Genomic DNA, 23,564 nt, shown 5'->3' with positions numbered 1-23,564 from the left:
ATTTAAGGCATAAAGCTGTTAGTATCAGCTGGAAACATGCCTGTTTACGACTAAAACGCTGTAGAAGATGTGCTGGTACATTCAGACGAGATAACGCCAGCTTCACCACAGTAAGGGTAGTACACTATTTCAGATCCACAACCACAGGCCGCCACGGCAACCAGCGCAAAGGTGCGAAGGCCGGCTGAGCGCTCCTGCTTTTCCCGGTCCCAGCCGATAGCTACCGCCAGAATAAAAGCAATCAGCATGTCACGGATATGTAATGCGGCAATAGTCCAGTCAATCTCTGGGATTAAGTTCATAAGTTATTGCTACCTGACTGATTTATCGTCAATTAACCAGAGCATAGTGTCTGGCTGCTGATATTTAGACGCGCTAACCAATTGATAGTAGGAGAAAATATTTTTGTAAAAAAGGCAGCCGAAGCTGCCTTTTTAGCTGTTTAAAGCGGTAGCGTTTTATTCAGCGATTGACGCCCATAAGTCATATTCATCGGCTTCATCTACCACAGCATCGATAATGTCGCCTGGTTTAACGTTGGTTAAACCGTTTAAATACACCGCGCCGTCAATTTCCGGGGCGTCAGCGTGGCTTCGGCCAATGGCGCCTTCGTCATCAACTTCGTCAATCAGCACTTTAATGGTTTTGCCAATTTTGCTCTGTAAACGGGCCGCACTTATTGCCTGCTGTTTTTGCATAAAGCGATGGTAGCGCTCTTCCATTATTTCGTCCGGCACCGGGTCGGCCAGCTCATTGGCTTTAGCCCCTTCTACCGGGCTGTATTTAAAACAGCCAACGCGGTCAAGCTGGGCTTCATCCAGCCAATCAAGCAGCATCTGGAAATCTTCTTCGGTTTCGCCCGGAAAGCCGACAATAAAAGTGGAACGAATGGTGAGCTCGGGGCAGATTTGCCGCCATTTTTTAATCCGCTCTAACACCCGCTCAGCTTGCCCAGGCCGTTTCATCAGCTTTAAAATGCGCGGGCTGGCGTGTTGAAACGGAATATCTAAATAGGGCAGTACTTTGCCTTGTGCCATCAACGGAATAATATCGTCGACATGTGGGTACGGATAAACGTAGTGCAAACGCACCCAGATCCCCATCTCACCTAAGGCTTCACATAATGACTGCATGGAGGTTTTTACCGGCGCGCCGTTCCAGAAGCCAGTGCGGTGTTTAACATCTACCCCATAGGCGCTGGTGTCCTGTGAAATCACCAGTAGCTCTTTGACGCCGGCATTTTTTAAACGCTGTGCTTCATCCAGCACTTCACCAACAGGCCGGCTTACTAAATCGCCGCGCATTGACGGAATAATGCAAAAGGTACAGCGATGGTTGCAGCCCTCAGAAATTTTCAGATAGGCGTAATGCTTAGGTGTTAATTTAACGCCATGATCCGGTACCAGCATGGTAAAGGGGTCGTATTTTGGCTTGGGTACAAACTCATGTACCTGCTTTAATACGTTTTCATAGCTGTGCGGGCCGGTAATACCCAGCACGTTAGGGTGCACCTGTCGAATTTCATCTTCCCGCGCGCCAAGACAACCAGTGACGATAACCTTGCCGTTTTCTGCCAGTGCTTCACCGATCGTATCTAACGACTCCTGCACTGCGCTGTCGATAAAGCCACAGGTGTTAACAATAACCAGCTGGGCATCGTCGTAGCTTGGCACGATGTTGTAACCTTCGCTTTTTAACTGGGTAAGAATACGTTCAGAGTCGACCAGGTTTTTCGGACAGCCCAGTGACACAAACCCAATGGTGTTGCCCTGGCTTTGGGCTGGTGTTACCTGTTTAGCCAATGCTTTGGCCGGGGTGTCCAATGTCGTGGTCTGGCTTGGATCAAAGGTTTGTACAGTCATAGTGTCTCTTAAAATGGGTGCTGCCGAAAAAAGTCGGCGGATTATACCTGAAAGCAGCGGAAGAAACAGGTGTTGCTGGTTAAAAAATAGTCAATGTCAGATATTTCCATACACTGTGGCAGATCTGGTCAATACTGTTAGCTGTATAGCTTCTAACGACGGAATAAAACCAACAGGAGTGACTATGTCAGCAAACAACATGATAAACGCTTATGCCGCTATGGACGCCGGTAGCAAACTTGTGCCGTGGCAATATGAAGCTGGTGCACTTGGCCGCAATGAAGTAGAGATAGACGTGGATTACTGTGGCATTTGCCATTCAGATGTTTCTATGCTGAATAACGAATGGGGCATGTCAGCCTATCCGCTGGTGGCGGGCCATGAAGTGGTGGGGCGGGTAGCTGCAGTGGGCGAGGCTGTAAGTCATCTTAAAAAAGGGCAGGTGGTTGGCCTGGGCTGGCATTCTGGCTACTGCCAGGTGTGCAGCACCTGTGGCAGTGGCGATCAAAACTTATGTGCCAGTGCCCAGGGCACCATAGTAGGACATCATGGTGGCTTTGCCGATAAAGTGCGGGCCCAGGCCTCCGCTGTGGTGCCGCTGCCAGAGGGTATGGATGCTAAAACCGCCGGGCCGCTATTTTGCGGCGGTATTACCGTGTTTAACCCGATGGTGCAGTTCGATGTAAAGCCTACCGATAAAGTGGCCGTAATTGGTATTGGTGGCTTAGGGCATCTGGGATTGCAGTTTTTGCGGGCCTGGGGCTGCGAAGTAACGGCTTTTACCTCCAGCGACAGTAAAGCTGATGAAGCAAAAGAGCTGGGCGCACATCACTGTATTAATTCACGCAATGCGGCTGACATTGAGCAGGCAGCCGGCCGTTTTGATTTTATTATCTCGACTGTCAATGTCGCGCTCGACTGGAATTTGTACCTGTCGACTTTAAAACCAAAGGGCAGGCTGCATTTTGTCGGCGCCACGCTGGAACCGCTGGATATTGGTGTATTTAATTTAATTATGGCCCAGCGCAGTGTGTCAGGCTCACCGGTGGGCAGCCCGGCTACCATAGCGAAAATGCTGGAGTTTGCCGTGCAGCACAATATTAAGCCGGTGGTAGAAACCTTTAAATTTGCTCAGATAAATGAAGCGATGGATCATTTGAAAAGTGGCAAAGCCCGGTACCGGATAGTGCTGGAGCGCTAAGCACTCAAAAAAAGCCGGGCACTGCCCGGCTTTTTTAATGGTAGAAATAAACGAATCAGGCTTTGTAAGGCATGGCGCCCAGATAATCTTTCTTACCAACATCCACGCCATTGTGGCGCAAAATGGCATAAGCAGTGGTGATATGAAAATAGATATTCGGCAATAGGTGCTGGATTAAAAACTCTTCACCGGTTAAATATTTGCCTTCCCACCGTGGCTGGCTGACCTTCTGAGTGGCTGAATCAGCAAAATCAGCTTCGCTGAAGCTGTCAAGATAAGCCAGGGTGTCGCTAATCCGCTGAGTTAACTGCTCCAATGTGGTTTCGTCATCTGCATGATTGGGCGCACTGTCTACCTTGCCGGTCAGCCGGGCGGCGCCTAACTTGGCCGTATCGCAGGCAATTTGCACCTGACGAATAAGGTGAAACTGATCCGGTGCCAGGCGGGCGTTTAACAGCACGGCCATATCGACTTTTTTGCTGGTAGCAAAGGCGGCGCCTTTATCCAGAATATGCTGTAAATTTTGCAGCATTTTGCTTGCTTGTACGACGCTTAATTGGAAATACATATGGTAGCCCTCTGGCATGGTTGGGAAAATTGTTAGCTATGGAGTTTGGGATGATTATGCTGACAGACAATGCTCTGCATAAAATAAATATCAGGGTTCGGAAACGCTGGCTTATTGTTGCAACGCCGGCATGTAACCGTAAAACCGCTTGTCAGCCAGATTTTTTCTTTGCATTTATAGCCGCTTGCTAATATAACTGTATTTATTGGCCACCACAGTATTGCGGCCTACTGCAGGGATGAGAAACCGCCAGATGGAACAACAAGAATTAACTGCCTCAGACAAACTCAATGTACTGATTATTGACGACCAGATACTGGTGCAGAATGTCATTAAATCAGCGTTGTTCGAGTTGGGTATTGAAAATGTTAAGTGTGCTGAGAATGCCTATTACGCACTTCGCCTATGCGAGCAAACAACCTTTCATGTGGTAATTTGCGCGTTTAATGTAAAAAGTGATAAAGATGGTTTTCATTTACTTGAAGAGCTGAAATTTAAACGCCATGTCACCAAATGTACGGTGCTGATTTTTTTAAGTGCCGAAACCAGCGAAGATCTGGTTAATAGCATCGTTGAGTTACAACCTGATGATTTCTGGGTTAAGCCGTTAAGCATCAAACATGTTCAAAACCGCTTGCCCGCAACGCTGGAAATTAAGCGAACGCTGTTTAATGTGTATCAGGCGATTGATCGTCACGACTACAGCAAAGCCATTTATTATGCAGAGCGGCATTTACTCAATTCAGGTCTGAGTAAATATCACATGCAGATGAAACGGCTGAAGGGCGAGTGCCTGCTGCATTTACGCGAGTTTACTGACGCCGCGGCTTACTATGAAAACCTGTTACAAACCCATAAAATATCCTGGGTATATCTGGGTTACATTAAAGCCTTACTGGAACAGGATAAACTGGAACAAATCCAGGAGATGCTGCAGCAACTTACCGATAAAACCGATACCCGTTTTGCAACCTACGATATGCTGGCGCATTACTACATTGGCAAGCAGGATTACGAACAAGCTTATACTGAAATCAAAAAAGCCAGTCAGCTGGCCCCCAGAAATATTGAGAGGAATAAGCGTTTGCTGGACTTAGCCCGGCTGAATCATGATCATGCCGGCCAGTATCAGGCCACCATTGCCATGGCGAAAAATGCCCGAAATTCAATTCACGACTCGCCGTTATTACGGCTGAATGTGGTGCGTTCCGGCATTGATTATGCCACCACGCTGGACAAGGCTGACGCAGTAAAAGTGCTGAACCAGGCAGAGTTAATACTTACAGAGCTTGAAAAGCAGTTACCGTTAGTCAACCAGCTTAAAGATCAGTTTCTCGTGGTCCGGGCCCGCTTGCATACTGCGCGGGAAGAGCGGACCAAAGCCGAAAGTATTGTTGATAATCATCTGAGTTTAAGGCCAACCACCTCGGTTGAAGATAACCTTGATAAAGTTAAAGCACTGCATGAACTGGGCCGGCGGGAAGAGGCTGTATCACTTCTGGATGCGATAAAGCGGCAGATCTCCGGCACCGGACTGACAAATCAGGTAGTGGGTAAGTATATTGAGCAGGAAGCGGCTGAGCGCAGTACGGTGCATTTTACTCCGCAGCAACTGAACCGGATGGCAGTAGAGTTTTTTAAACGCAACAAATTTCATGCCGCGCTTAACTCGTTAGAGCAGGCTTTTTCGATCACGCCAAATAATATGAGCGTGGCGCTGAATATTCTGAAAGTGCTGGTGGCCCTGCGCAGCCAGCAGCAGCTGGATGAGGGACATGTTGCCCTGGCAAAAAATGTGATAAGTCAGTTAGAGCATGCCGAGTTAGAGCCAGAGCAGCAGGAAAAATTTGCTGAGTATCAGCAGCAACTGTCATTATTTTAACAATAATTTCCATGCGAGCATGAGTCGGGGGCAGAAAGTTATCAGCGGTATTTACGCTGTGCTTTACGCTTTCGCTCAGCTTCGCGCTCTGCTTTGTCTTTCGACTTAGCCGCTTCCTCGGCCTTGGCGTCTATTTGCTCCTGGCTGACCATATCTGGCGTTTCCAGGGTAACAGGTCCCAGGTTGCCGGCGCGCAACTCAGTGATCAGAATAGTACCAGCTTTTTCTAAATCGACTATGCCGCCTTTGCGCATACAGCCGCGGCGTAACCCAATAGCATCCAGCAACGCCAGATCGTTTTCTGGCTGTTCGGTCAGGTCAAATCGCTGCATCACTTCCTTTGGATATACCTGTAACAAGTAGTCGGCAGCAAACAATGCAATGTCGGCGTACTCAAAAACGGTATCTTTAATTGCGCCGGTTACTGCCAAACGGTAACCACAGGTTGGCGGGCTGAGCTTGGGCCATAAAAAGCCCGGGGTGTCGGTTAAAATAACATTGTTTTCAAGCTTTATCCGTTGCTGAGCTTTGGTAACCCCGGCTTCGTTGCCTGTTTTAGCGATAGTACGCCCAGCCAGGGTATTAATTAACGTAGATTTACCCACATTCGGGATGCCCATAATCATAGCCCTGGCAGGGCGCACCTCAAGATTACGCTCTGGCAGCATGTCATTGCACAGTTTTAACAGGGCTTTGATTTGCTCCGGATGTTGCTGACTGATAGGGATTGCCCGCACGCCAGATTGTTGCTCAAAATGGGCTACCCAGACGGCAGTAAGCGCGGGATCGGCTAAGTCAGCTTTATTCAGTACCTTTATACAAGGAGTGTTACCACGAAGTTGAGGAACTAATGGGTTTTCACTGGAGAAAGGAATGCGGGCATCAAGCATCTCAATAATGATATCAACCTGCGGCATTACCTCGGCAATTTCTTTGCGGGCCTTGTGCATATGGCCCGGAAACCAGTTAATTGACATCAGTTATCCTCAATAGCGCTTTGGGGCGCATCATACGCTATTGTGATTAAGTGCTACAGCAAAAATTGATAAAAGCTAACCAGGGTTATCGGGGTAAGGATTGCCGAGTAAACAGCAGCAGACGGCAGGCGGATAATCCCGAGCCCTTTGAATAACAGCAACAGGCTGTATAAGCCCAGCAGCGGAGGTAATACATCTAACCACAGGCTGTTTGCAGCCTCTGGTATTAGCCATGAGAAAAGCGTACTGCCTGCACTGGCGAAAACCAGCAACAGTAACAGCAGCACATAGTGGCCGGGGGTAAATTCGGGGTTTAAGTTTAAGTCGTCCATTGATCTCTGATTGTGGTTAGCAAGTAAGGTTAATGTAGGAAAAATCGATGTTACTTACCCGTTGTTATTTGTGTAAATATGTAACTAAGCCGCTAGTTTAGTTCCTTATTTAAATAAAGCAACTGCCACCAAAGGTTTTTTCAGTGGCAGCTCAGGCGCGCTATTAATTAAAGCAACGCGACGCCTGACGTTTACTGCTGCAAAGCCGTAACTTCGCCGACATCGATTTCTTCGACTGTTTCTGGCTCTGGTGGCTGAAAACGCCTGATTTGAATAATCATTCCCAGATATGGGTGGTCCAGATAATGCAGCTCACCACTGATAACCCGCCGGCTTTGTTTAACATTGATACTTTGCATACCGTCAGCAGCAAAGCGTCGCAGGTTAAAATCAGTATTTACAAACAGGTAATGATCAAGGTGCAATTTAAACAACCCATCCAGCTGCCAGACGTTGTCAGGCAGGTTTGACAAGCTGTCACTGATCCGGAGAACTTGCGGTTGATCAGGCAAGGCTTCCAGCTTGCCAGCCGCATTCAGTTGATCGAGCAAGGTATCAATAGCGCTGAATAAGTCATCCTGCCGGGGACTCTCAACTAAGGTAAGGCCTGTTGAACTGTCATCGTTAGCGGCTTGTTGCCGGTCCCGACCCCAGTAGTCAACCAACTCGGAATAATCAGCACCGGCAAACCAGCGGCTGGGTACTGCCAGCTTTTCTGTAACGGGAGCCTGGCGCCAAACAGTGTGCAGCAGCACTGTCTGGTTTGGCTGGCGATTAATTTTAGCAGCCAGCTCGGTTAGCCCAAATGCAGAACGAGGTGCCAGATAAGGCACGGGCATATGATTGTCGGATTTGCCAGCCAATTGCACGGGTAAACTTGCAGGCATCGGTAGCTCATTATTTAACAGGATTTCAGGAAACAAACTGGTACGTTGCCAGGCTGCAGGCTGCTGCTCGCTCAGGCAAAATAATGGATAATAGACCGGCTGCCATTGCTGCCAGTCTCGTAATTTGGCTGGCAAAAGCGGGTCTGATATCTGTTCTGTTTCTGCACAGCGCACTAAAGTGCCAAGCAAAGTGTTGATTTGTGGCTGATAGTGAGCAGTGACTAAATCGAAACTGTTGCTCAGGCGAATGGGTGTAACATCGTTGTCGAACTGTTCTTTTAAGTCAGCGCTTCGCGCCGGACTGAATACAATAAGTTCAATTTCAAACCAGCGCTCTGCAGCATTGCTTTGAGCAGTTGCTGTATTACTTGCCGCGAGCAGCACAGCACCAAACACACATTTCAGATAAACGGACATTGTTATTCCAACAAGTTTAAAACGTTGAATCACATTGAGCTTCATGATTTCTCCAGCTGATGCTGACTGAAATCAGCCAGCATATTGGCAACCAGTGTCAGCCTGTCTTTGGCATCTGGACTGGCAATAGTAAAGCGTAGTTTTTGTCCACCTTCGAGCTTAAATATCCGGCTTTGTTGCTGAATAAGGCCAATAATATACGCTGGCGCTACCCTGGTTTTATCGGCAAATTCAATTAAGCCACCTTTCGGGTTGGCCTCAATCCGCCGGATACCAAGCGCCTGAGCCTGCTGTTTAAACTCGGTCAGGGTTACCAGGTTTTTTGCCGCATCAGGCAGCAGGCCAAACCGATCAATCAGTTCAACCTGAACTTCGTCAAGTTCACTTTCGTCTTTGGCACTGGCCAGCTTCTTGTAAAATGATAATCTTAAGTTTACATCAGGGATATAGCTGTCAGGCAGCAACGCCGGAATTTTTAAATCAATTTCACTTTGCTGGCTGAGCATCATATCCAGGCTGGGTTGGCGTCCTTCTTTTAAGGCGGTAACCGCTTCATCCAGCATATCCATGTACAGGGTAAAACCTATAGTTTCAATTTGTCCGCTTTGCTCGTCACCTAATAATTCACCAGCGCCCCGAATTTCCAGATCATGTGTTGCCAGGGCAAAGCCGGCACCTAAATCTTCCAGCGAAGAAATGGCTTCAAGTCGTTTTTCGGCGTCTTTACTTAACCTTTTTGGCGGGGGCGTCAGTAAGTAAGCATATGCCTGATGGTGCGAGCGGCCAACCCGGCCGCGTAGCTGATGCAGTTGAGCCAGGCCAAAGTTATCTGCACGGTTTATTATAATGGTGTTAGCGGTTGGCACATCGATGCCGGTTTCAATTATGGTTGAACACAGTAGCAGATTAAAACGCTGATGATAAAAATCAGCCATAATCCGTTCCAGCTCACGTTCCCGCAGCTGGCCATGGGCGATAGCAATATTAGCTTCTGGCACCAGTTCGCTTAAGTCAGCGGCCATTTTTTCAATACTGGCGACATCGTTATGTAAAAAGTAAACCTGACCACCACGAAGAATTTCCCGCATCACGGCTTCGCGCAGCAGGCCGGCTTCAAATTCCCGGACGAAAGTTTTCACCGCCAATCGCTTCGCCGGTGGCGTGGCAATAATAGATAAATCACGCATACCTGACATTGACATATTCAGGGTGCGAGGAATGGGGGTAGCGGTAAGGGTTAAAATATCAATATTGGCACGTAACGCCTTGATTTTTTCTTTTTGGCGCACGCCGAACCGGTGCTCTTCGTCGACAATTAATAAGCCTAAGTCATGCAGTTTAATGTCATCCTGCAGCAATTTATGGGTACCGATCAGAATATCGACTTTACCGTTGGCAACATCTTCTAAAATTGCCTTTTGCTGTTTCGGGCTGACAAACCGCGATAACACTTCAACCCGCACTGGCCAGTTGGCAAAGCGGTCTTTAAAATTGTCAAAATGCTGTTGAGCCAGCAAGGTGGTGGGTACCAGAATAGCGACCTGTTTGCCATCGTTAACAGCAATAAAGGCCGCGCGCATTGCTACTTCAGTTTTACCAAAACCCACATCTCCGCATACCAGCCGGTCCATGGGTTGCGGGGTTTGCATATCGTTCAGTACCGCAGTGATTGCATCCTGTTGATCGGCGGTTTCCTCAAACGGAAAGCTGTCAGCAAAAGCAGCATATTGTTCCTGATCGATGTTAAACGCATAGCCCTGGTGGGCAGCACGCTGGGCATAGACATCCAGTAATTCGGCTGCGACATCGCGGATTTTCTCGGCAGCTTTGCGCCGGGCCTTTTCCCAGGTGTCATTGCCAAGTTTATGTAACGGTGCATGATCCTGATCGCTACCGGAATAGCGGCTTAGCAGGTGCAGCGATGAAACCGGCACATAAAGCTTACTGCTGCCAGCGTATTCAATGGTAACGAATTCGGCGCTGATGCCACCGGCGTCCAGCACCTGGAGGCCCTGATACCGGCCAACACCATGCTGTAAATGCACGACAGGCTGGCCTTCGCTTAGCTCTGCCAGATTGCGGATTATGGTATCGGTCGAAACCTGCTGGCTTTTTTTGCGGCGCCGGCGCTGGCTGATTTTCTGGCCAAACAGTTCATTTTCACTAATCAGGGCCAGCGGCGGCGTAGTGCTGATCAGTGTACCTTGTTCCAGCGCGCCGACCAGCATCACTAAATCTGCATCACTGCTGGCAAAGTCGGCTAGTTTAGTAATTTCCGGTGCCCGGATACCGGCTTTATTAAACAGCTGATGCAGGCTTTCCCGCCTTCCTTCACTTTCTACAAAGAATATTGCCCGGCCATTTTGTTGTTTTAATGTCAGCAGAAAATCGCTGAGCAAACTCAGAGGTTGCTTTAACTGATGCTGGATATTCAGCTCTGGCAGGGCCGATACCGGTGCGTTTTGCTGACCGGGTTTTACGGGCAGGGTAGCCCGGCTTAGCTTGATCCGGCTGAAGTTATTTAACTCACTGAATAATTCGTCAGTTTGCAGGTACAATTCTTGCGGCTGCAGCACGGGCCGCATGCTGTCTATCGCCCGATCGTGATAACGGCGTTTTAATTCATGCCAGAATTGATTAGCGCTGTGTTCAATGTCACCAAAGGTTAAAGCAATAGATTGCGGCGGCAGGAAACTGAATAAGCTGGCGGTCTGCTCGGCGAACAACGGTAAATAATACTCTATACCAGCAGGGAAAATGCCTTGAGTTACCTGCTGATATAACGACTCTTTTTCATTGCGCGCGGCAAAGCGTTCGCGGTAGCGCAAGCGGAACCGTTCGATGGCTGCTTTATCTGTAGGAAACTCATGGGCGGGCAGCAGCTCAATGGAATTAACCTGAGATAAACTACGTTGGTTATCCGGGTCAAAAGTGCGGATGCCATCTACTTCAGTATCAAAAAAGTCGATCCGAAACGGCAAGTTGCAGCCCATTGGAAATAAATCCAGTATTGAGCCGCGGGCCGAAAATTCACCGTGTTCCATTACCTGATCAACAGCGCGGTAACCCACGGCGCTAAGCTGCAATTTTAACGCGGTTAAATCAACCTGCTGTCCCTGCTTTATCAAAAAGCTGGCTTGTTCCAGGTAATTGCGCTGACTTATTTTTAGCAGCAGGGTACTGACCGGCACTATAACCAGGCCATGGCTTAACCGGGGAAGCTGATACAGGGTTTTCAGACGCTGGGAAATAATATCCTGATGCGGTGAGAAAACATCGTAAGGCAGGGTTTCCCAATCTGGCAGCGTTAACACCGGGCAACCACTGTCGTGCATAAATACGGCCAGTTCCTGTTCTAGCCGCAGCGCGCTGGGAGTATCTGGCACCACTAACAGATATACGGCGGGTTCAGCCTGCACCAGTTGCGCAATGGCATAGGGCAGTGCAGCGCCATGCAACTGGCCCCAACTAATCTGATCCTGCTGGTGCTTAATCCGGGGTAGAAATGTAATAAAACTCATTGAACGCTGAAACCCTATACAAAATGCTTATCAGAAAAGTGTCACGAGAAAAATGTTTCGCTAAGCTGGCTACCGGTGCTTATTCCGGCAACTGGCGCTGCGCCGCCTTTTGTTTCAGCTGACGTGATTGCTGATGCAAACTGGCTCGAACAATAAGCTCGCGATCTTGATCTCTAATCCGGCGAAACACAACCTTTATTTGCCAGCCAGTGCCGGCCTGCTCAGCGCTGATAACCTGGCCAAGGCAATATATCGCCCCTTCATTTTCAGCCAGAAATACTTTTAACTCTACAACACTCAGCGGTGGTATGTGCTGTTCGCTCTGTAAGCATAAGCCTGCACCGCCATAGCTTAATGTAACCTGACGATGTTCAGCGTTATCTTGCTGGCGCAGTACGTAATGCAGCAGCAAGTCAATTTTACGGGCTTGTTGTTGCAAATAGTTGGCCAGCTCATCAGCCAGTTCGCCAATCCGGTTCAGCGAGCGCAAGGCTGACATATTAAGACTGCCCATTTCACCTGCCAGCAGAAAAGGTTCCGGAATACTGCTGATAAACGTCTGCTCTGAGGGCAGGGGGTCGTTTAAAACTTTACAATTGACAACAATATCGTGCTCAACACTGAAATAATCGTGATAAGCGTCAGTTAATGACTGTAAAATAGGGTCCATAACAGGCCTCGACTAAGGTTGCTTGTTATTATGGCTAATAATCACTATTATCAGCAGCGATTTTTGCAGCTAATTTATCATCTAACCGAGGCAAAGTCCTGAATATTAACATGCAATTACCCGTCAGCCTTTTGCTGGGCTTACGCTACAGCCAGAGCCGCAAGGGCAATGCCTTTATTTCTTTTATTACTTTTTTTTCCGTCGCTGGCATTTTGCTGGGTGTGATGGCGTTAACGCTGGTCAGCTCAGTGATGAATGGCTTTGAAGGCGAATTGAAAAAGCGGATCCTGGGCGTTATCCCGCATGTAGTGGTGCAACCGCAAAGTGCAGATACTTCCTGGCAGGCAGAATTAAAACCAGGTGATGCTGTGCAGGACATCAGTCCGTTTTTGCAGGCAGAAGCTTTGGTTCAGTCGCCGCGACAGCTTAATGCGGTGATGTTGCAGGGCCTGAGTGCCGAACATATTCCTCAATTTTTACAACAAGCATTGGTACTGGGCAACTGGCAGGATTTTGCCGATAGTCGCTATGGCGTAATATTGGGCAGGGGGCTGGCCGAGCAGCTTGAAGTAAGCCGAGGTCAGCAACTGCGCTTTATGCTGGCTCAGGGGGGCAGTTACACACCGGTTGGCTGGTTGCCCCGCCAGCGATTGTTTGAAGTGATAGGCATCGTTGATACCGGCTCTGAAGTTGATAATGTGCTGGCGGTTACCCGGTTAGATGATCTTGCACGCCTGCTGCCTGCTAACCAGCGTCAGCCTGCCTGGCGTTTGAGTCTGGCAGAGCCTTTTGCTGCGCCGCTGCTGGCAGCCCGGCTCAGTGAAAGTAAGCGCTTCAGTGATGTTACCGACTGGCGGCAAAGCCAGGGTAAATTATTTGCGGCAGTAGCAATGGAAAAAGCCATGATGTGGCTGATGCTGTTGCTGATAGTTGCCGTGGCGGCCTTTAATATTGTATCGGCGCTGGTAATGATGGTTACGGAAAAACAAGCCGAAGTGGCTATTTTAAAAACCCTGGGGATGAAAGACAGTCAATTGTTTGCTGTGTTTACTTTTCAGGGCGTCGTTAATGGAATGATTGGCGCAGTGCTCGGCGTGCTGGCTGGTTTGATATTGTGTATGCAACTTAATGAAGTGTTAAGTGTGTTTGGCTTACAACTGGCCAGCGGTATTGCCTTGCCGGTAGCGGTAAATCCATTACAAATTGCCACCATTTTTTTTAGTGCAGTGGGCCTGACGTTGCTGGCAGTGCTGTATCCTGCCTGGCGGGCAGTTAAAGTTAATCCGGCGGAAATTTTACGTGATGAATAAAGTATTAGAAGCCACTCAAATCTGTAAAAGTTACCGCGATGGTGCGGCAGAAACCCAGGTACTGCACAATGTCAGTCTGAGTGTTGCCGCAGGCGAAATGGTGGCAATAGTGGGGAGCTCCGGTTCCGGTAAAAGTACCTTGTTGCATATTTTGGGGGCACTTGATTCGGCAGACAGCGGTTCGGTAGCTATCGCCGGTCAGCCTCTGGCAGGCCTGAGTTCGGCAAAGAAAGCCGCGCTTCGCAATCAGCAACTGGGGTTTATTTATCAGTTTCATCACTTACTGATGGATTTTACCGCGCTGGAGAATGTGGCGATGCCACTGTTCATCCGCGGTGAAAAACGCTCGCAAGCACTTGCCAGAGCGTCTGAGCTGATTGATAAGGTAGGGCTTGGCCATCGCGGCCATCATAAGCCTGCTGAGCTCAGTGGTGGTGAGCGCCAGCGGGTGGCGATTGCCAGAGCGCTGGTAACCCAGCCGTCACTGGTCCTTGCTGATGAACCAACCGGCAACCTGGATGAGCATACGGCAGAATCAATATATCAGTTGTTACGGCAGCTTAATGCCAGCATGGCGACCAGTTTTGTGGTGGTAACCCATGACACAGAACTGGCAGGCCGGCTTGATACCCAATACCTGATGCGTGAAGGCCAACTTGAGGTGATGCATGGCTAGTCTGGCCTGGCAATTGGCAAAACGCTATCGCTCAACCCGCCACACCAGTGGTTTTATTCGCTTTATTTCAGCATCCTCCACTAGCGGCATTGCGCTGGGCGTGGCAATTCTGATCCTGGCGCTGTCAGTGATGAATGGCTTTGAACAAGCGTTAAAGCAGCGCTTACTGGCAGTGATCCCCCATATTGAGCTGGAGGCAGTGGATTACTCACTACCCGACTGGCAACGTAAGCTGCAAACGTTAGCCAGTGTAGATGGGGTAAGAGCCGGCGCACCCTTTATTAAAGCCAATGGCATGCTGCGGCATAGCGGCGCGGTTAAAGCCGCTCAGGTACGTGGCATTAACCTGCAGTTCGAGCAGCAGTTGAGTGCGGTTGCTGAGTTTGTCACAAGAGGCAGCATGGCCAGTCTTGATGCCGGGCAGATAGTATTAGGCCAGGGCATAGCTGACGCGCTGGCCATTGAAGTTGGCCAGAACTTACAACTGATGTTACCCCGCTTTGCAGCGGATGGCAGCCTGGCCAGTCATCGTACTGTTAATTTAACGGTCAGCGCAGTTGTCTCACTTGGTGGACAGCTTGATTACAGTCAGGTTTGGGTGGATATCAATGCACTTTCGCAGTGGCTGGGGGTACCAGAGGGCGAAGTGCATGGTCTGGCGTTTCAGATAGACGATGTATTTGCTGCACCGCAAATGGCCCGGGTGCTTGGTCGGTTGCTTGAGCATCATGTTTATCTGCAAGACTGGTATGGCAGCCAGGGGCATGTTTACAACGATATTCAAATGGTACGGGCCATTCTTTATCTGGTACTGACCCTGGTTATTATGGTGGCCTGTTTTAATATTGTGGCAACGCTGGTGATGGCAGTGCGGGAGAAAGAAGCTGACATTGCTATTTTACTGACCATGGGGATGGCGCCCGGTCAGCTGATTAAAACCTTTGTGTTACTGGGCTGGTTGAATGGTTTAATTGGTTCTGTGCTGGGAGTGGGGTTTGGAATATTGCTTGCCAGCACTATCGAGCAACTGTTTGCGTCGTTAACCCGCTTTCTGGGAAGTTCGCTACTTGACCCGAGTATTTATTTTATTGATTTTGTGCCATCAGTGCTGCGCTGGCAGGACGTCACCCTGACGTTCACTATCGCTTTGTTGCTAAGTCTGTTAGCAACCCTTTATCCGGCCTGGCGAGCCAGCAAAGTGGAACCGGCCGCTGTGCTGGGTCAGCACTAATTACCTGACGCGCCTGTTTTTAGCCTGGCACGTCAGCTTTTTCTTTTTCTCAGTAACTTGGCCAGCTGAGCCTTTTTTACTGACAATCGCCAGAGCCAGTCAATCAGGAAATAGCCACTGATACTGGCCGTTATCGCCATTAATAATGACCCCAGTAAAAACGGTTTACCTATGGTATGCATACTATAGCGCAGCCATTCCATGCTTGCTTCAAATGCAAATGGCTCCAGCGGCCGGGCCAGAACCACAGTACCAATCAGATAACTTAAATAGAACATAATTGGCATAGTAAGCGGGTTAGAGGTCCAGACTAATGCCAGAGTAAGCGGCATATTAACCCGCAGCGGGATCGCCGTGGCAGCAGCGGCAACCATTTGAAACGGCATGGGGATCCAGGCCCAGAACAGGCCGACAGCAAAAGCACCGCGCGCTGAGCGTCGGTTTAAATGCCAAAGGTTACCATCGTGTAATAAACTGCCAAATAAATTTATAAGTTTTTGTTGCTTGATTTTTTCAGCTGATGGTAGATATTTTTTAAATAGTTTTTTGGGCATTCTAACCTGTATAGAAAGAGGCCATGCTAGGATTCTGCATCGGAGTTATTACAGCCAGCCTATTGTCATTATTTTTGCCGATAGTGCCACCTTTTTTCAGCATTTTTTTTGTAATGCTGTTTTTAACGCTGTTTATCCGGCGCCGGCTTTATCTGCTGCTGTTGCTTGGGGCGGCCAGCTTTCTGGCCAGTTGGAGCTGGCAGTATCATCAGTATCAGGCCGCCCAGCAGGCAATGCTCCACTTGCCCGGGGCACCGGTGTTGGTAAAAATCGATACCACTCCAAAGCATTACCCCGACTATACTCAGCTTAGTGCAACTGTCGTCAGTGGGCCAGCAGCAGGTTACCGGTTAGCATTACGCTGGCAGCAACCACCTGCTTTGGCATCTGGTCAGTATTGGCGGTTGCGGTTGCACTTAAAGCCGGTGCATGGTGTAGCTAACCCCGCTGGTTTTAACAGCCAGACACATTATTATATTAATAGCCTGGTAGCCTCCGGTTTCGTGGCGCGGGGGCCGCAAATTTTACTCGGGCAGCAACATTCAGTGCGTCAGCAGATTGTTGCCCGGGTTGAGCAGGCTACTTATCCTTATCGCACAGAGCCGTTACTTAAAGCGTTGGCTGTAGGAGAGCGTGAATTTTTGGATACCCTTTGGCAGGGGGCACAACATTCAGGTCTTGGCCATCTGCTGGCTATTTCAGGTTTGCACATTGGTCTGGTGTTTGGCTGGGTATTATGGCTTGGCGGCTGGAGTAAAGGGCTGTTAGCTATCCGGCGTCAGCAGCAGCTGGTGCTAATTTGTGCGCTTGCGGCGGCACTGCTGTACGCCTGGTTGGCCAGCTTCGCTATTCCTACGCTACGGGCCGTTACTGCGCTGTCTATTCTGGTTATTTGCCGCAGTCAGTTGGTTAATATATCCCTAAGCCGGTTCTGGCTGTTGTTCGTTGCTTTAATGTTACTGGTTCAGCCTTTCTGGGTACTAAGTGCCAGTTTCTGGTTATCCGTGCTGGCTGTAGCAATTATTTTTATTGTTATATGGCGTTATCCGCTAAACGGCACCAGCTGGCAGGCAAAGGCAAAGTGGTTTTTGCTGTTTCATTTAGTCTTAAGCCTGTTAATGACATTACTGGGCGTAGTGCTATTTGGCGGTTTCAGTCCGTTAATGTTGTTGTCAAACCTGTTGTTCGTGCCCTGGTGCAGCCTGATTGCAATCCCGTTATTGTTGGTAAGTTTATTTCTGACCGTAGTTGGACTGAATATCAATGTGGCCTGGCAGCTTACCGATCTCGCTTTTATGCCGCTGCTCTGGTGGTTAGAGCATAGTGCCGGCCTGCAAGTATGGTGGCCTGTATCACAGGCGTCTGCTCTTTCGGTAGCGCTGACGGCAGTTTTACTGATACTTATGCTGATTTATTCCAGAAAAGCGGCACTTTTGTTGTTGCCGCTGTGCATACTTTTCCTCAGCGGTAGTGCGCTTCAACCCCGGCACTGGCAGCTGCACCTGCTGGATAGTGGTCAGCGCCAGCTTATACTGTTGCAACGTGGCTCAGTGGCGCTGCTTTATGATCTTGCTCCTGCCGGCGCAATACAGGACATTGCCGAACAACAATTGCGCCCGGTATTGCGGCAACAGGGTATACACCAGCTGGATATTGTGCTGTTTCGTCAGCAGCGCTCCGAGCGCGGCAGGCAGTGGGCTAAGTTAACAAACTATCAGTCAGATCAGGGTAGCCTGACGCAATTCAGTCAACAGCTGGTAACCGGTGGCTGCTCTGAACTGCCAACAAGGTATCAGGATGTTGCAATAGAGGTGCTGATAGCAGATAACGCTGACAGTTGTATTATTCGCCTGACAATAGGTCACTGGCGGGTACTGATCCCCGGGAAAATCAGCACGGCGACAGAGCAGGCACTTATCGCCGGCAACGATGATTTACGGGCGGATATACTGGTGCTGGCAAATAATGGCAGTGCCACAGTTAACAGCCTGGCCTTGCTGGAACAGGTGCGGCCGGTGCTGGCGTTAAATGCGGCCGCGTTTATGAATGGCTATCAGCATCCTGCAACAGCGGTTGAACAACGGCTGGCCTTACTCAGAGTACCGCTGCTTAATACCGCTGATTACGGGGCGATTCGCCTTGAGTTTACTGATGAAAATATCCGGGTTAGCAGCTGGCGGCAGCAAAGAATGCCGTTTTGGCTGGAAAAGCCGCCGCCAATTGCTGAAACCTTGGCAACAACACGCTAGAATAAGCAAAATTTAAATGGCAGGATTAACCATTGTCAGTATCTCAAACAAACCAAACGGGAACCGCCCGTCGTTTATTACGGTATGTTTTTCCTTATAAATTCGGTTTTCTGGCAGCAGCATTGGGTATGCTTGGCTATGCCCTGATCGACGTCTATTTTATTTCTAAGCTGCCTGAGTTTATTGACGTTGGCATTAATGATAAAAACAGCGAATACCTGCGTTACGCGCCGATTTTTATTGTACTTATCTTCTTCTTGCGCGGCGCTTTTAATTTTGTTGCCAGTTATTGCCTGAACTGGGTGGGCACTCATGTCGTCAAAACCTTACGTCAGCAATTATTTGAACAGTACATGCGGTTACCAGTCAGTTTTCACGATCAGCACTCTACCGGCGAGCTGATTTCGAAAGTGACCTACAACACTGAGCAAATAAAACAAACGACTTCGCGCTCGCTGTCAGTACTGCTGCGTGAAGGGGTGTTTGTTATCGGTTTGCTGGTGATGATGTTTATGCTGAGCTGGCAGTTATCAGCGATTTTTCTGTTAATAGCGCCGGTAATTGCTGTGGTAGTCAGTTTTGTCTCCAAGCGTTTCCGGCTACTGAGCCGCAATATTCAGAATGCAATGGGTAATGTCACTACCTGCTCTGAGCAAATGCTTAACGGCCACAAAGTGATTTTATCTTTTGGTGGTCAGCAAATTGAGAAAGACCGCTTTTATAAAGTTAATAATTTAACCCGCCAGCAGGATGTTAAGCTGGAGGCTACCCGGGCCATCAGCGTCTCAACTATCCAGATTATTGCTTCTTTTGCCTTGGCTTTTGTGGTGTATATGGCCAGTTTCCCGGAAATGCTGGAAAGCCTTTCGGCTGGTACCTTTACCACTATTGTCACCTCCATGGTTGTTATGCTGCGGCCTCTAAAGCAGTTAACTACGGTAAACAGTGAGTTTCAGCGGGGCCTGGCAGCAGCCAAAAGTGTTTTTGCGGTGCTGGATACGCCGGTTGAACAAGATACCGGCACAGTAAAACTGAGTAATGTGCAGGGCGATATTCGCTTTGAAAAGGTTAACTTCACCTATCCCGGACATGATAAACAAGTATTGTTTGATATTAGCTTTAGTGCAAAAGCCGGTCAGACCATAGCGCTGGTTGGCCGCTCCGGCAGCGGCAAAACCACAATTTCCAGTTTGCTGCCGCGGTTTTACGAGTTAACCAGCGGTGATATCAGTATTGACGGCCAGAACATCAGACAATGTACGTTACCGTCGCTGCGCAATCAGATGGCTATTGTATCGCAACATGTCACACTGTTTAACGACACCATTGCCAATAATATTTGTTACGGGCTTGCTGAACACGTTGACCCTGCCACATTGCGCGAAGTCGCTGACAAGGCCCATGTAATGGAATTTGCCAGTCAATTACCGCAGGGTCTTGATACGGTAATAGGTGAGAACGGCGTGAGTTTATCTGGCGGCCAGCGCCAGCGTATTGCTATTGCCCGCGCATTACTGCGCCAGGCTCCGATCCTGGTGCTGGATGAAGCAACTTCAGCGCTTGATACTGAATCAGAGCGGAAAATCCAGGCTGCGCTCGATGAATTACTGAAGGGCCGCACCAATATTGTTATTGCCCACCGCTTATCGACCATTGAGCAAGCTGACAAGATTATTGTAATGGAGCAGGGAAGGATAATTGAGCAGGGCACTCATACCGAACTGCTCAGTGCGAAAGGAACTTATGCCCAGTTGTATAAAATGCAGTTTGGCACAGAGCAATGAAGCTACTGGAGCAAAGCTGGTATCAAAAGGGGCACTGGTTAACACTTATCTTATTACCTTTGTCGGCAATTTACTGGGTACTTAGCAGTATCCGGCGTTGCTTGTTCAGGCTGGGTATCATGCGCAGCCATAACCTTGCGGTGCCGGTGGTGATAGTGGGCAACATCAGTGTTGGTGGTACCGGCAAAACGCCATTTACACTGTGGCTTTGCCAACAGTTAAAGGCAAACGGAATAACAGCCGGCATTATCAGTCGTGGTTACGGCGCGAAAATCAGCAAACCAACCGCTGTCAACGCCGACAGCAAAGCCGGTGAGGTAGGGGATGAGCCATTGCTGCTGGCCCGGCGCAGTAATTGCCCGGTAGTAGTGTGCCCAGACCGGGTTGCAGCAGGCACTGAGTTATTATCCCGGCATCAGGTGGATATCATTATTTGTGATGATGGTCTGCAACACTACCGGCTGGCCCGGGATCTTGAAATTGTGCTGATAGATGGTAAACGACGGTTTGGTAATGGCTTACTGTTGCCGGCCGGGCCACTGCGGGAGCGGCGCTCCCGCCTGAAAAACGCCGATATTATCATCGCTAATTCCGGTGAGGTTTCGCAGGCAGATTATCAGATGCAACTTAGCGGTAATGTTGCCATAAGCCTGCTAACCGGTAACGTGCTTTCAGCTTGCGATGTTACCCTGGTAGCCGGCATCGGCAATCCGGAGCGGTTTCAGATAACCGCACGACAGGCAGGTTTTAATGTGATCGGCCAGCATTTTTTTGCCGATCATCATCAGTTTACTGCGGCTGATTTTGCTGAGATAAGCGGTCCGGTACTGATGACTGAAAAAGATGCGGTAAAATGTCAGCAGTTTGCCCGTGATAACTGGTATTTTCTGAGGGTTGACGCCTTCTTCAGCCCGAATGATAGTACTGACATTATAAGTAAAATTACCCAATTATTGGAATGACTATGCCTATAAACGTTGCTCTGACTGAAATACTTGCCTGTCCGTTGTGCAAAGGCAAGTTAAAATATGACAAAACGGCGCAGCGCCTGATTTGCCTGGCTGATGCGTTGGCTTATCCGGTTCGGAATAACATTCCGGTGCTGATCGCGGATGACGCTGAACAATTAACGGCGGACGAGGTTAAAAAATGGCGTTCGTAGTGGTTATTCCTGCCCGCTACGCCAGCAGCCGGCTACCTGGGAAGCCGTTGGCAGATATCGCTGGCAAAACCATGATAGAACGGGTTTATCAGCAAGCTCAGAAAAGTGGTGCCAGCAGGGTGGTGGTAGCCACTGACGATAGCCGGGTAGCAGCAGCAGTTGATGAATTTGGTGGTGAAGTCTGTATGACCGATCCGAAGCACAATTCGGGTACCGAACGACTGGCAGAGGTGATTGAAAAATTGCAGCTTGGAGCTGAAACCATTGTTGTTAATGTGCAGGGCGATGAACCTTTTATTCCGCCGTTAATTATTCGTCAGGTTGCAGAGAATCTTGCCGGGCAGCAAAGGGCCAAAATGGCTACTTTGGCGGTACCGCTGCGACAGGGTGCGGAAATTCGTAACCCGAATATTGTTAAAGTGGTAACAGATCGCAATGGCTACGCCTTATATTTCAGCCGTAGCGTGATCCCATACGACCGGGACGGTATTGTCGCTGATGATTTGGCCAGCCATTACCGGCGGCATATTGGTATTTATGCGTATCGGGCCAGCTTTATTCAACGATACGTTAACTGGCCCGCATCGGCACTTGAGCAAATTGAAAGCCTGGAGCAATTGCGGGTGTTGTGGCAAGGCGAAGCTATTCACGTTGACACGGCACTGGAAACGCCGGCCGTCGGGGTGGATACACCCGCTGATCTGGAACATGCCCGTCAGTATGCATTGAACCAGCGCCAATGAGTTATATACAATGAGCCAGGCCTTTGAGCTGGTAGCACAAACAGCTGAGTTTGTTGTTTTGAATAAAGCAGCGGGTGTCAGTTTTCACTCTGAGCAAGGCGCTGGTCTGGTGGTTCAGGCAGAGCAGGCACTTGGCTTTAAACTGTATCCGGTGCATCGACTGGACAAAGTGACCTCTGGACTAATAGTACTGGCCAGAAGCACTGAAACAGCGGCTGAACTTACCCGTCTGTTCAGTACTCAGCAGGTGCAGAAATATTATCTGGCGTTAAGTTTGGCTAAACCTGTTAAAAAGCAAGGTTGGGTGAAAGGCGATATGGCAGCTGCCCGCCGTGGTGCCTGGAAGCTGCTGCAAACTCAACACAACCCGGCAGTGAGTTATTTTATCAGTCAGGGCTTTGCCGATATGCCATTGAGGGCATTTCTGATTAAACCCTACAGTGGCAAAACCCACCAAATCCGGGTGGCATTAAAAAGTGTCGGGGCGCCTATTGCCGGAGATACTCTGTATCAGGGCGCTGCAGCTGATCGGGTGTATCTGCATGCGTTTGCGCTCAGTTTTTCCGTCGCAGGTAAGCTGTATTGCTATCAGCAATTGCCAGAGCAGGGTAGTTATTTTCAGCAGCTGACCCATTCAGGTGCATTCCGAAAGTGGGCCGAACCCTGGTGCTTGCATTGGCCCAGCTTTCAAAAACCGCAACTAACAACAACCGCAACAGGTTAAGCATTACAAATGTCTGATTACTTACTTCGTTTTGCCGGTATTGGCCGGCTTTATGGTACAGCTGCTCTACAGGCCTTTGCACAGGCTCATGTCTGTGTTATCGGCATCGGTGGGGTGGGCAGTTGGGCGGCAGAGGCCCTGGCGCGCTCGGGCATTGGCGAAATTACCCTGATAGATCTGGATGATGTTTGCATCAGTAATGTTAATCGTCAGCTGCATGCATTAACTGACACGGTGGGGCAGGACAAAGTTGCAGTGATGGCGCAGCGGATAAAAGCGATTAACCCTGAGTGTATTGTTCATCAGGTAGAGGATTTTATTGCCAGCGACAATTTGCACAAATATATCACGCCAGACATGGACTACGTGGTTGACGCTATTGATTCAATCAAAGCCAAAGTTGCGTTACTGGCTTATTGTAAGCGTAACAAAATCAGTGTAATCAGTACCGGCGGTGCTGGTGGTCAGACTGATCCGACCCAAATTCAGATAGCTGACTTAACCCAGACCATTAATGATCCGCTATTGGCCAAAGTACGAAATACGTTGCGCCGTGATTACAACTACAGTAGAAACCCGAAGCGGCGCTTTGGAATTGAATGTGTGTATTCTACCGAGCAGTTGGTCTATCCACAGGCTGACGGCAGTGTATGTCAGCAAAAGACGCCGCAGCAAACCAGTGACGGCGAAATAAGCAGTATGCGATTGGACTGCAGCGGAGGCTTTGGCGCTACTACGGTGGTAACCGCCAGTTTTGGTCTGGCAGCAGTGTCGAGGGCGCTGAAGAAAATAGCCGTTAAAGCGAACCAGTAAT

At 49.1% G+C, this 23,564-nt stretch carries 21 protein-coding genes; 12 read left to right on the top strand and 9 right to left on the bottom strand.

What is annotated here, in order from left to right; translation table 11 throughout:
• Positions 1 to 50 precede the first annotated feature (50 nt).
• Together KQY15_RS04960 and rimO are read right to left on the bottom strand one after the other, a co-directional pair.
• Positions 51 to 302, bottom strand: a complete 252-nt coding sequence (locus KQY15_RS04960; protein ID WP_217667827.1) for an MgtC/SapB family protein — start codon at positions 300 to 302, stop codon at positions 51 to 53.
• 156 nt (positions 303 to 458) lie between these two features.
• Complete coding sequence (gene rimO / locus KQY15_RS04955) at positions 459 to 1,862, bottom strand: 30S ribosomal protein S12 methylthiotransferase RimO (RefSeq protein ID WP_217667825.1); 1,404 nt, start codon at positions 1,860 to 1,862, stop codon at positions 459 to 461.
• A 184-nt stretch (positions 1,863 to 2,046) separates the two neighbouring features.
• Between rimO and ahr the strand changes: the two genes are divergently transcribed.
• Complete coding sequence (ahr, locus tag KQY15_RS04950; protein ID WP_254795443.1) at positions 2,047 to 3,063, top strand: NADPH-dependent aldehyde reductase Ahr; 1,017 nt, start codon at positions 2,047 to 2,049, stop codon at positions 3,061 to 3,063.
• A 55-nt stretch (positions 3,064 to 3,118) separates the two neighbouring features.
• Here the strand turns inward: ahr and KQY15_RS04945 are convergent, their stop codons facing one another.
• Positions 3,119 to 3,631 carry a DUF1993 domain-containing protein gene (locus tag KQY15_RS04945; RefSeq protein WP_217667823.1) on the bottom strand — a complete coding sequence of 171 codons (513 nt, stop codon included), beginning with the start codon at positions 3,629 to 3,631 and terminating at the stop codon, positions 3,119 to 3,121.
• A 253-nt stretch (positions 3,632 to 3,884) separates the two neighbouring features.
• On the opposite strand from KQY15_RS04945, the gene KQY15_RS04940 reads away from it, so the two are divergent.
• A complete protein-coding gene (locus KQY15_RS04940; protein ID WP_217667821.1) occupies positions 3,885 to 5,513 on the top strand; it encodes a response regulator in 1,629 nt (542 codons plus the stop codon).
• A 41-nt stretch (positions 5,514 to 5,554) separates the two neighbouring features.
• On the opposite strand, the gene ylqF is transcribed toward KQY15_RS04940, so the two are convergent.
• The 5 genes from ylqF to KQY15_RS04915 all read right to left on the bottom strand — a co-directional run bounded on the left by ylqF (position 5,555) and on the right by KQY15_RS04915 (position 12,317).
• Complete coding sequence (gene ylqF / locus KQY15_RS04935) at positions 5,555 to 6,490, bottom strand: ribosome biogenesis GTPase YlqF (protein ID WP_217667819.1); 936 nt, start codon at positions 6,488 to 6,490, stop codon at positions 5,555 to 5,557.
• A gap of 53 nt (positions 6,491 to 6,543) precedes the next feature.
• Positions 6,544 to 6,822 carry a hypothetical protein gene (locus KQY15_RS04930; protein ID WP_217667817.1) on the bottom strand — a complete coding sequence of 93 codons (279 nt, stop codon included), beginning with the start codon at positions 6,820 to 6,822 and terminating at the stop codon, positions 6,544 to 6,546.
• 191 nt (positions 6,823 to 7,013) lie between these two features.
• On the bottom strand, positions 7,014 to 8,126 hold the full coding sequence (locus tag KQY15_RS04925) for a CsiV family protein (protein ID WP_217667815.1): 1,113 nt from the start codon (positions 8,124 to 8,126) through the stop codon (positions 7,014 to 7,016).
• 41 nt (positions 8,127 to 8,167) lie between these two features.
• Positions 8,168 to 11,647 (bottom strand): transcription-repair coupling factor, encoded by a 3,480-nt coding sequence (gene mfd / locus KQY15_RS04920; RefSeq protein WP_217667813.1) that lies wholly within the window; start codon positions 11,645 to 11,647, stop codon positions 8,168 to 8,170.
• A gap of 79 nt (positions 11,648 to 11,726) precedes the next feature.
• Complete coding sequence (locus tag KQY15_RS04915) at positions 11,727 to 12,317, bottom strand: PilZ domain-containing protein (RefSeq protein WP_217667811.1); 591 nt, start codon at positions 12,315 to 12,317, stop codon at positions 11,727 to 11,729.
• Positions 12,318 to 12,427: 110 nt separating this feature from the next.
• Between KQY15_RS04915 and KQY15_RS04910 the strand changes: the two genes are divergently transcribed.
• Genes KQY15_RS04910 through KQY15_RS04900 form a run of 3 tightly spaced genes read left to right on the top strand, consistent with a single transcriptional unit; the run spans position 12,428 to position 15,534 of the window.
• The gene (locus KQY15_RS04910) at positions 12,428 to 13,627 is read left to right on the top strand and encodes a lipoprotein-releasing ABC transporter permease subunit (protein WP_217667809.1); all 1,200 of its coding nucleotides are present in this window, start codon (positions 12,428 to 12,430) and stop codon (positions 13,625 to 13,627) included.
• Positions 13,620 to 14,303: a lipoprotein-releasing ABC transporter ATP-binding protein LolD gene (gene lolD / locus KQY15_RS04905; RefSeq protein ID WP_217667807.1), complete on the top strand. Its 684-nt coding sequence runs from the start codon at positions 13,620 to 13,622 to the stop codon at positions 14,301 to 14,303. The genes KQY15_RS04910 and lolD overlap by 8 nt, the downstream gene beginning before the upstream one ends.
• Complete coding sequence (locus KQY15_RS04900) at positions 14,296 to 15,534, top strand: lipoprotein-releasing ABC transporter permease subunit (RefSeq protein ID WP_217667805.1); 1,239 nt, start codon at positions 14,296 to 14,298, stop codon at positions 15,532 to 15,534. The genes lolD and KQY15_RS04900 overlap by 8 nt, the downstream gene beginning before the upstream one ends.
• A 32-nt stretch (positions 15,535 to 15,566) precedes the next feature.
• On the opposite strand, the gene KQY15_RS04895 is transcribed toward KQY15_RS04900, so the two are convergent.
• Positions 15,567 to 16,088 carry a DUF2062 domain-containing protein gene (locus KQY15_RS04895; protein WP_217667803.1) on the bottom strand — a complete coding sequence of 174 codons (522 nt, stop codon included), beginning with the start codon at positions 16,086 to 16,088 and terminating at the stop codon, positions 15,567 to 15,569.
• Positions 16,089 to 16,150: 62 nt separating this feature from the next.
• Here KQY15_RS04895 and KQY15_RS04890 point away from each other — a divergent pair, with 62 nt between their 5' ends.
• Genes KQY15_RS04890 through tcdA form a run of 7 tightly spaced genes read left to right on the top strand, consistent with a single transcriptional unit; the run spans position 16,151 to position 23,563 of the window.
• Positions 16,151 to 18,337, top strand: a complete 2,187-nt coding sequence (locus KQY15_RS04890; protein WP_217667801.1) for a DNA internalization-related competence protein ComEC/Rec2 — start codon at positions 16,151 to 16,153, stop codon at positions 18,335 to 18,337.
• Between the two features lie 32 nt (positions 18,338 to 18,369).
• The gene (gene msbA / locus KQY15_RS04885; RefSeq protein ID WP_217667799.1) at positions 18,370 to 20,121 is read left to right on the top strand and encodes a lipid A export permease/ATP-binding protein MsbA; all 1,752 of its coding nucleotides are present in this window, start codon (positions 18,370 to 18,372) and stop codon (positions 20,119 to 20,121) included.
• On the top strand, positions 20,118 to 21,083 hold the full coding sequence (gene lpxK, locus KQY15_RS04880; protein WP_217667797.1) for a tetraacyldisaccharide 4'-kinase: 966 nt from the start codon (positions 20,118 to 20,120) through the stop codon (positions 21,081 to 21,083). Before msbA ends, lpxK begins: the two co-directional genes overlap by 4 nt.
• Positions 21,084 to 21,085: 2 nt before the next feature.
• On the top strand, positions 21,086 to 21,283 hold the full coding sequence (locus KQY15_RS04875) for a Trm112 family protein (RefSeq protein WP_217667795.1): 198 nt from the start codon (positions 21,086 to 21,088) through the stop codon (positions 21,281 to 21,283).
• Entirely contained in the window at positions 21,271 to 22,026 is a 756-nt protein-coding gene (gene kdsB, locus KQY15_RS04870; RefSeq protein ID WP_217667794.1) for a 3-deoxy-manno-octulosonate cytidylyltransferase, read from the top strand. Before KQY15_RS04875 ends, kdsB begins: the two co-directional genes overlap by 13 nt.
• A 10-nt stretch (positions 22,027 to 22,036) precedes the next feature.
• Entirely contained in the window at positions 22,037 to 22,750 is a 714-nt protein-coding gene (locus KQY15_RS04865; RefSeq protein WP_217667792.1) for a pseudouridine synthase, read from the top strand.
• 9 nt (positions 22,751 to 22,759) lie between these two features.
• On the top strand, positions 22,760 to 23,563 hold the full coding sequence (tcdA, locus tag KQY15_RS04860; protein ID WP_217667790.1) for a tRNA cyclic N6-threonylcarbamoyladenosine(37) synthase TcdA: 804 nt from the start codon (positions 22,760 to 22,762) through the stop codon (positions 23,561 to 23,563).
• The last annotated feature ends 1 nt before the right edge of the window (position 23,564 follow it).

It is taken from the genome of Arsukibacterium indicum, assembly GCF_019100565.1.
Lineage (GTDB): Bacteria > Pseudomonadota > Gammaproteobacteria > Enterobacterales > Alteromonadaceae > Alishewanella > Alishewanella indicum.
The sequence above is the reverse complement of the archived record's forward strand: the minus strand, read 5'-3'. Positions and strand labels throughout refer to the sequence as shown.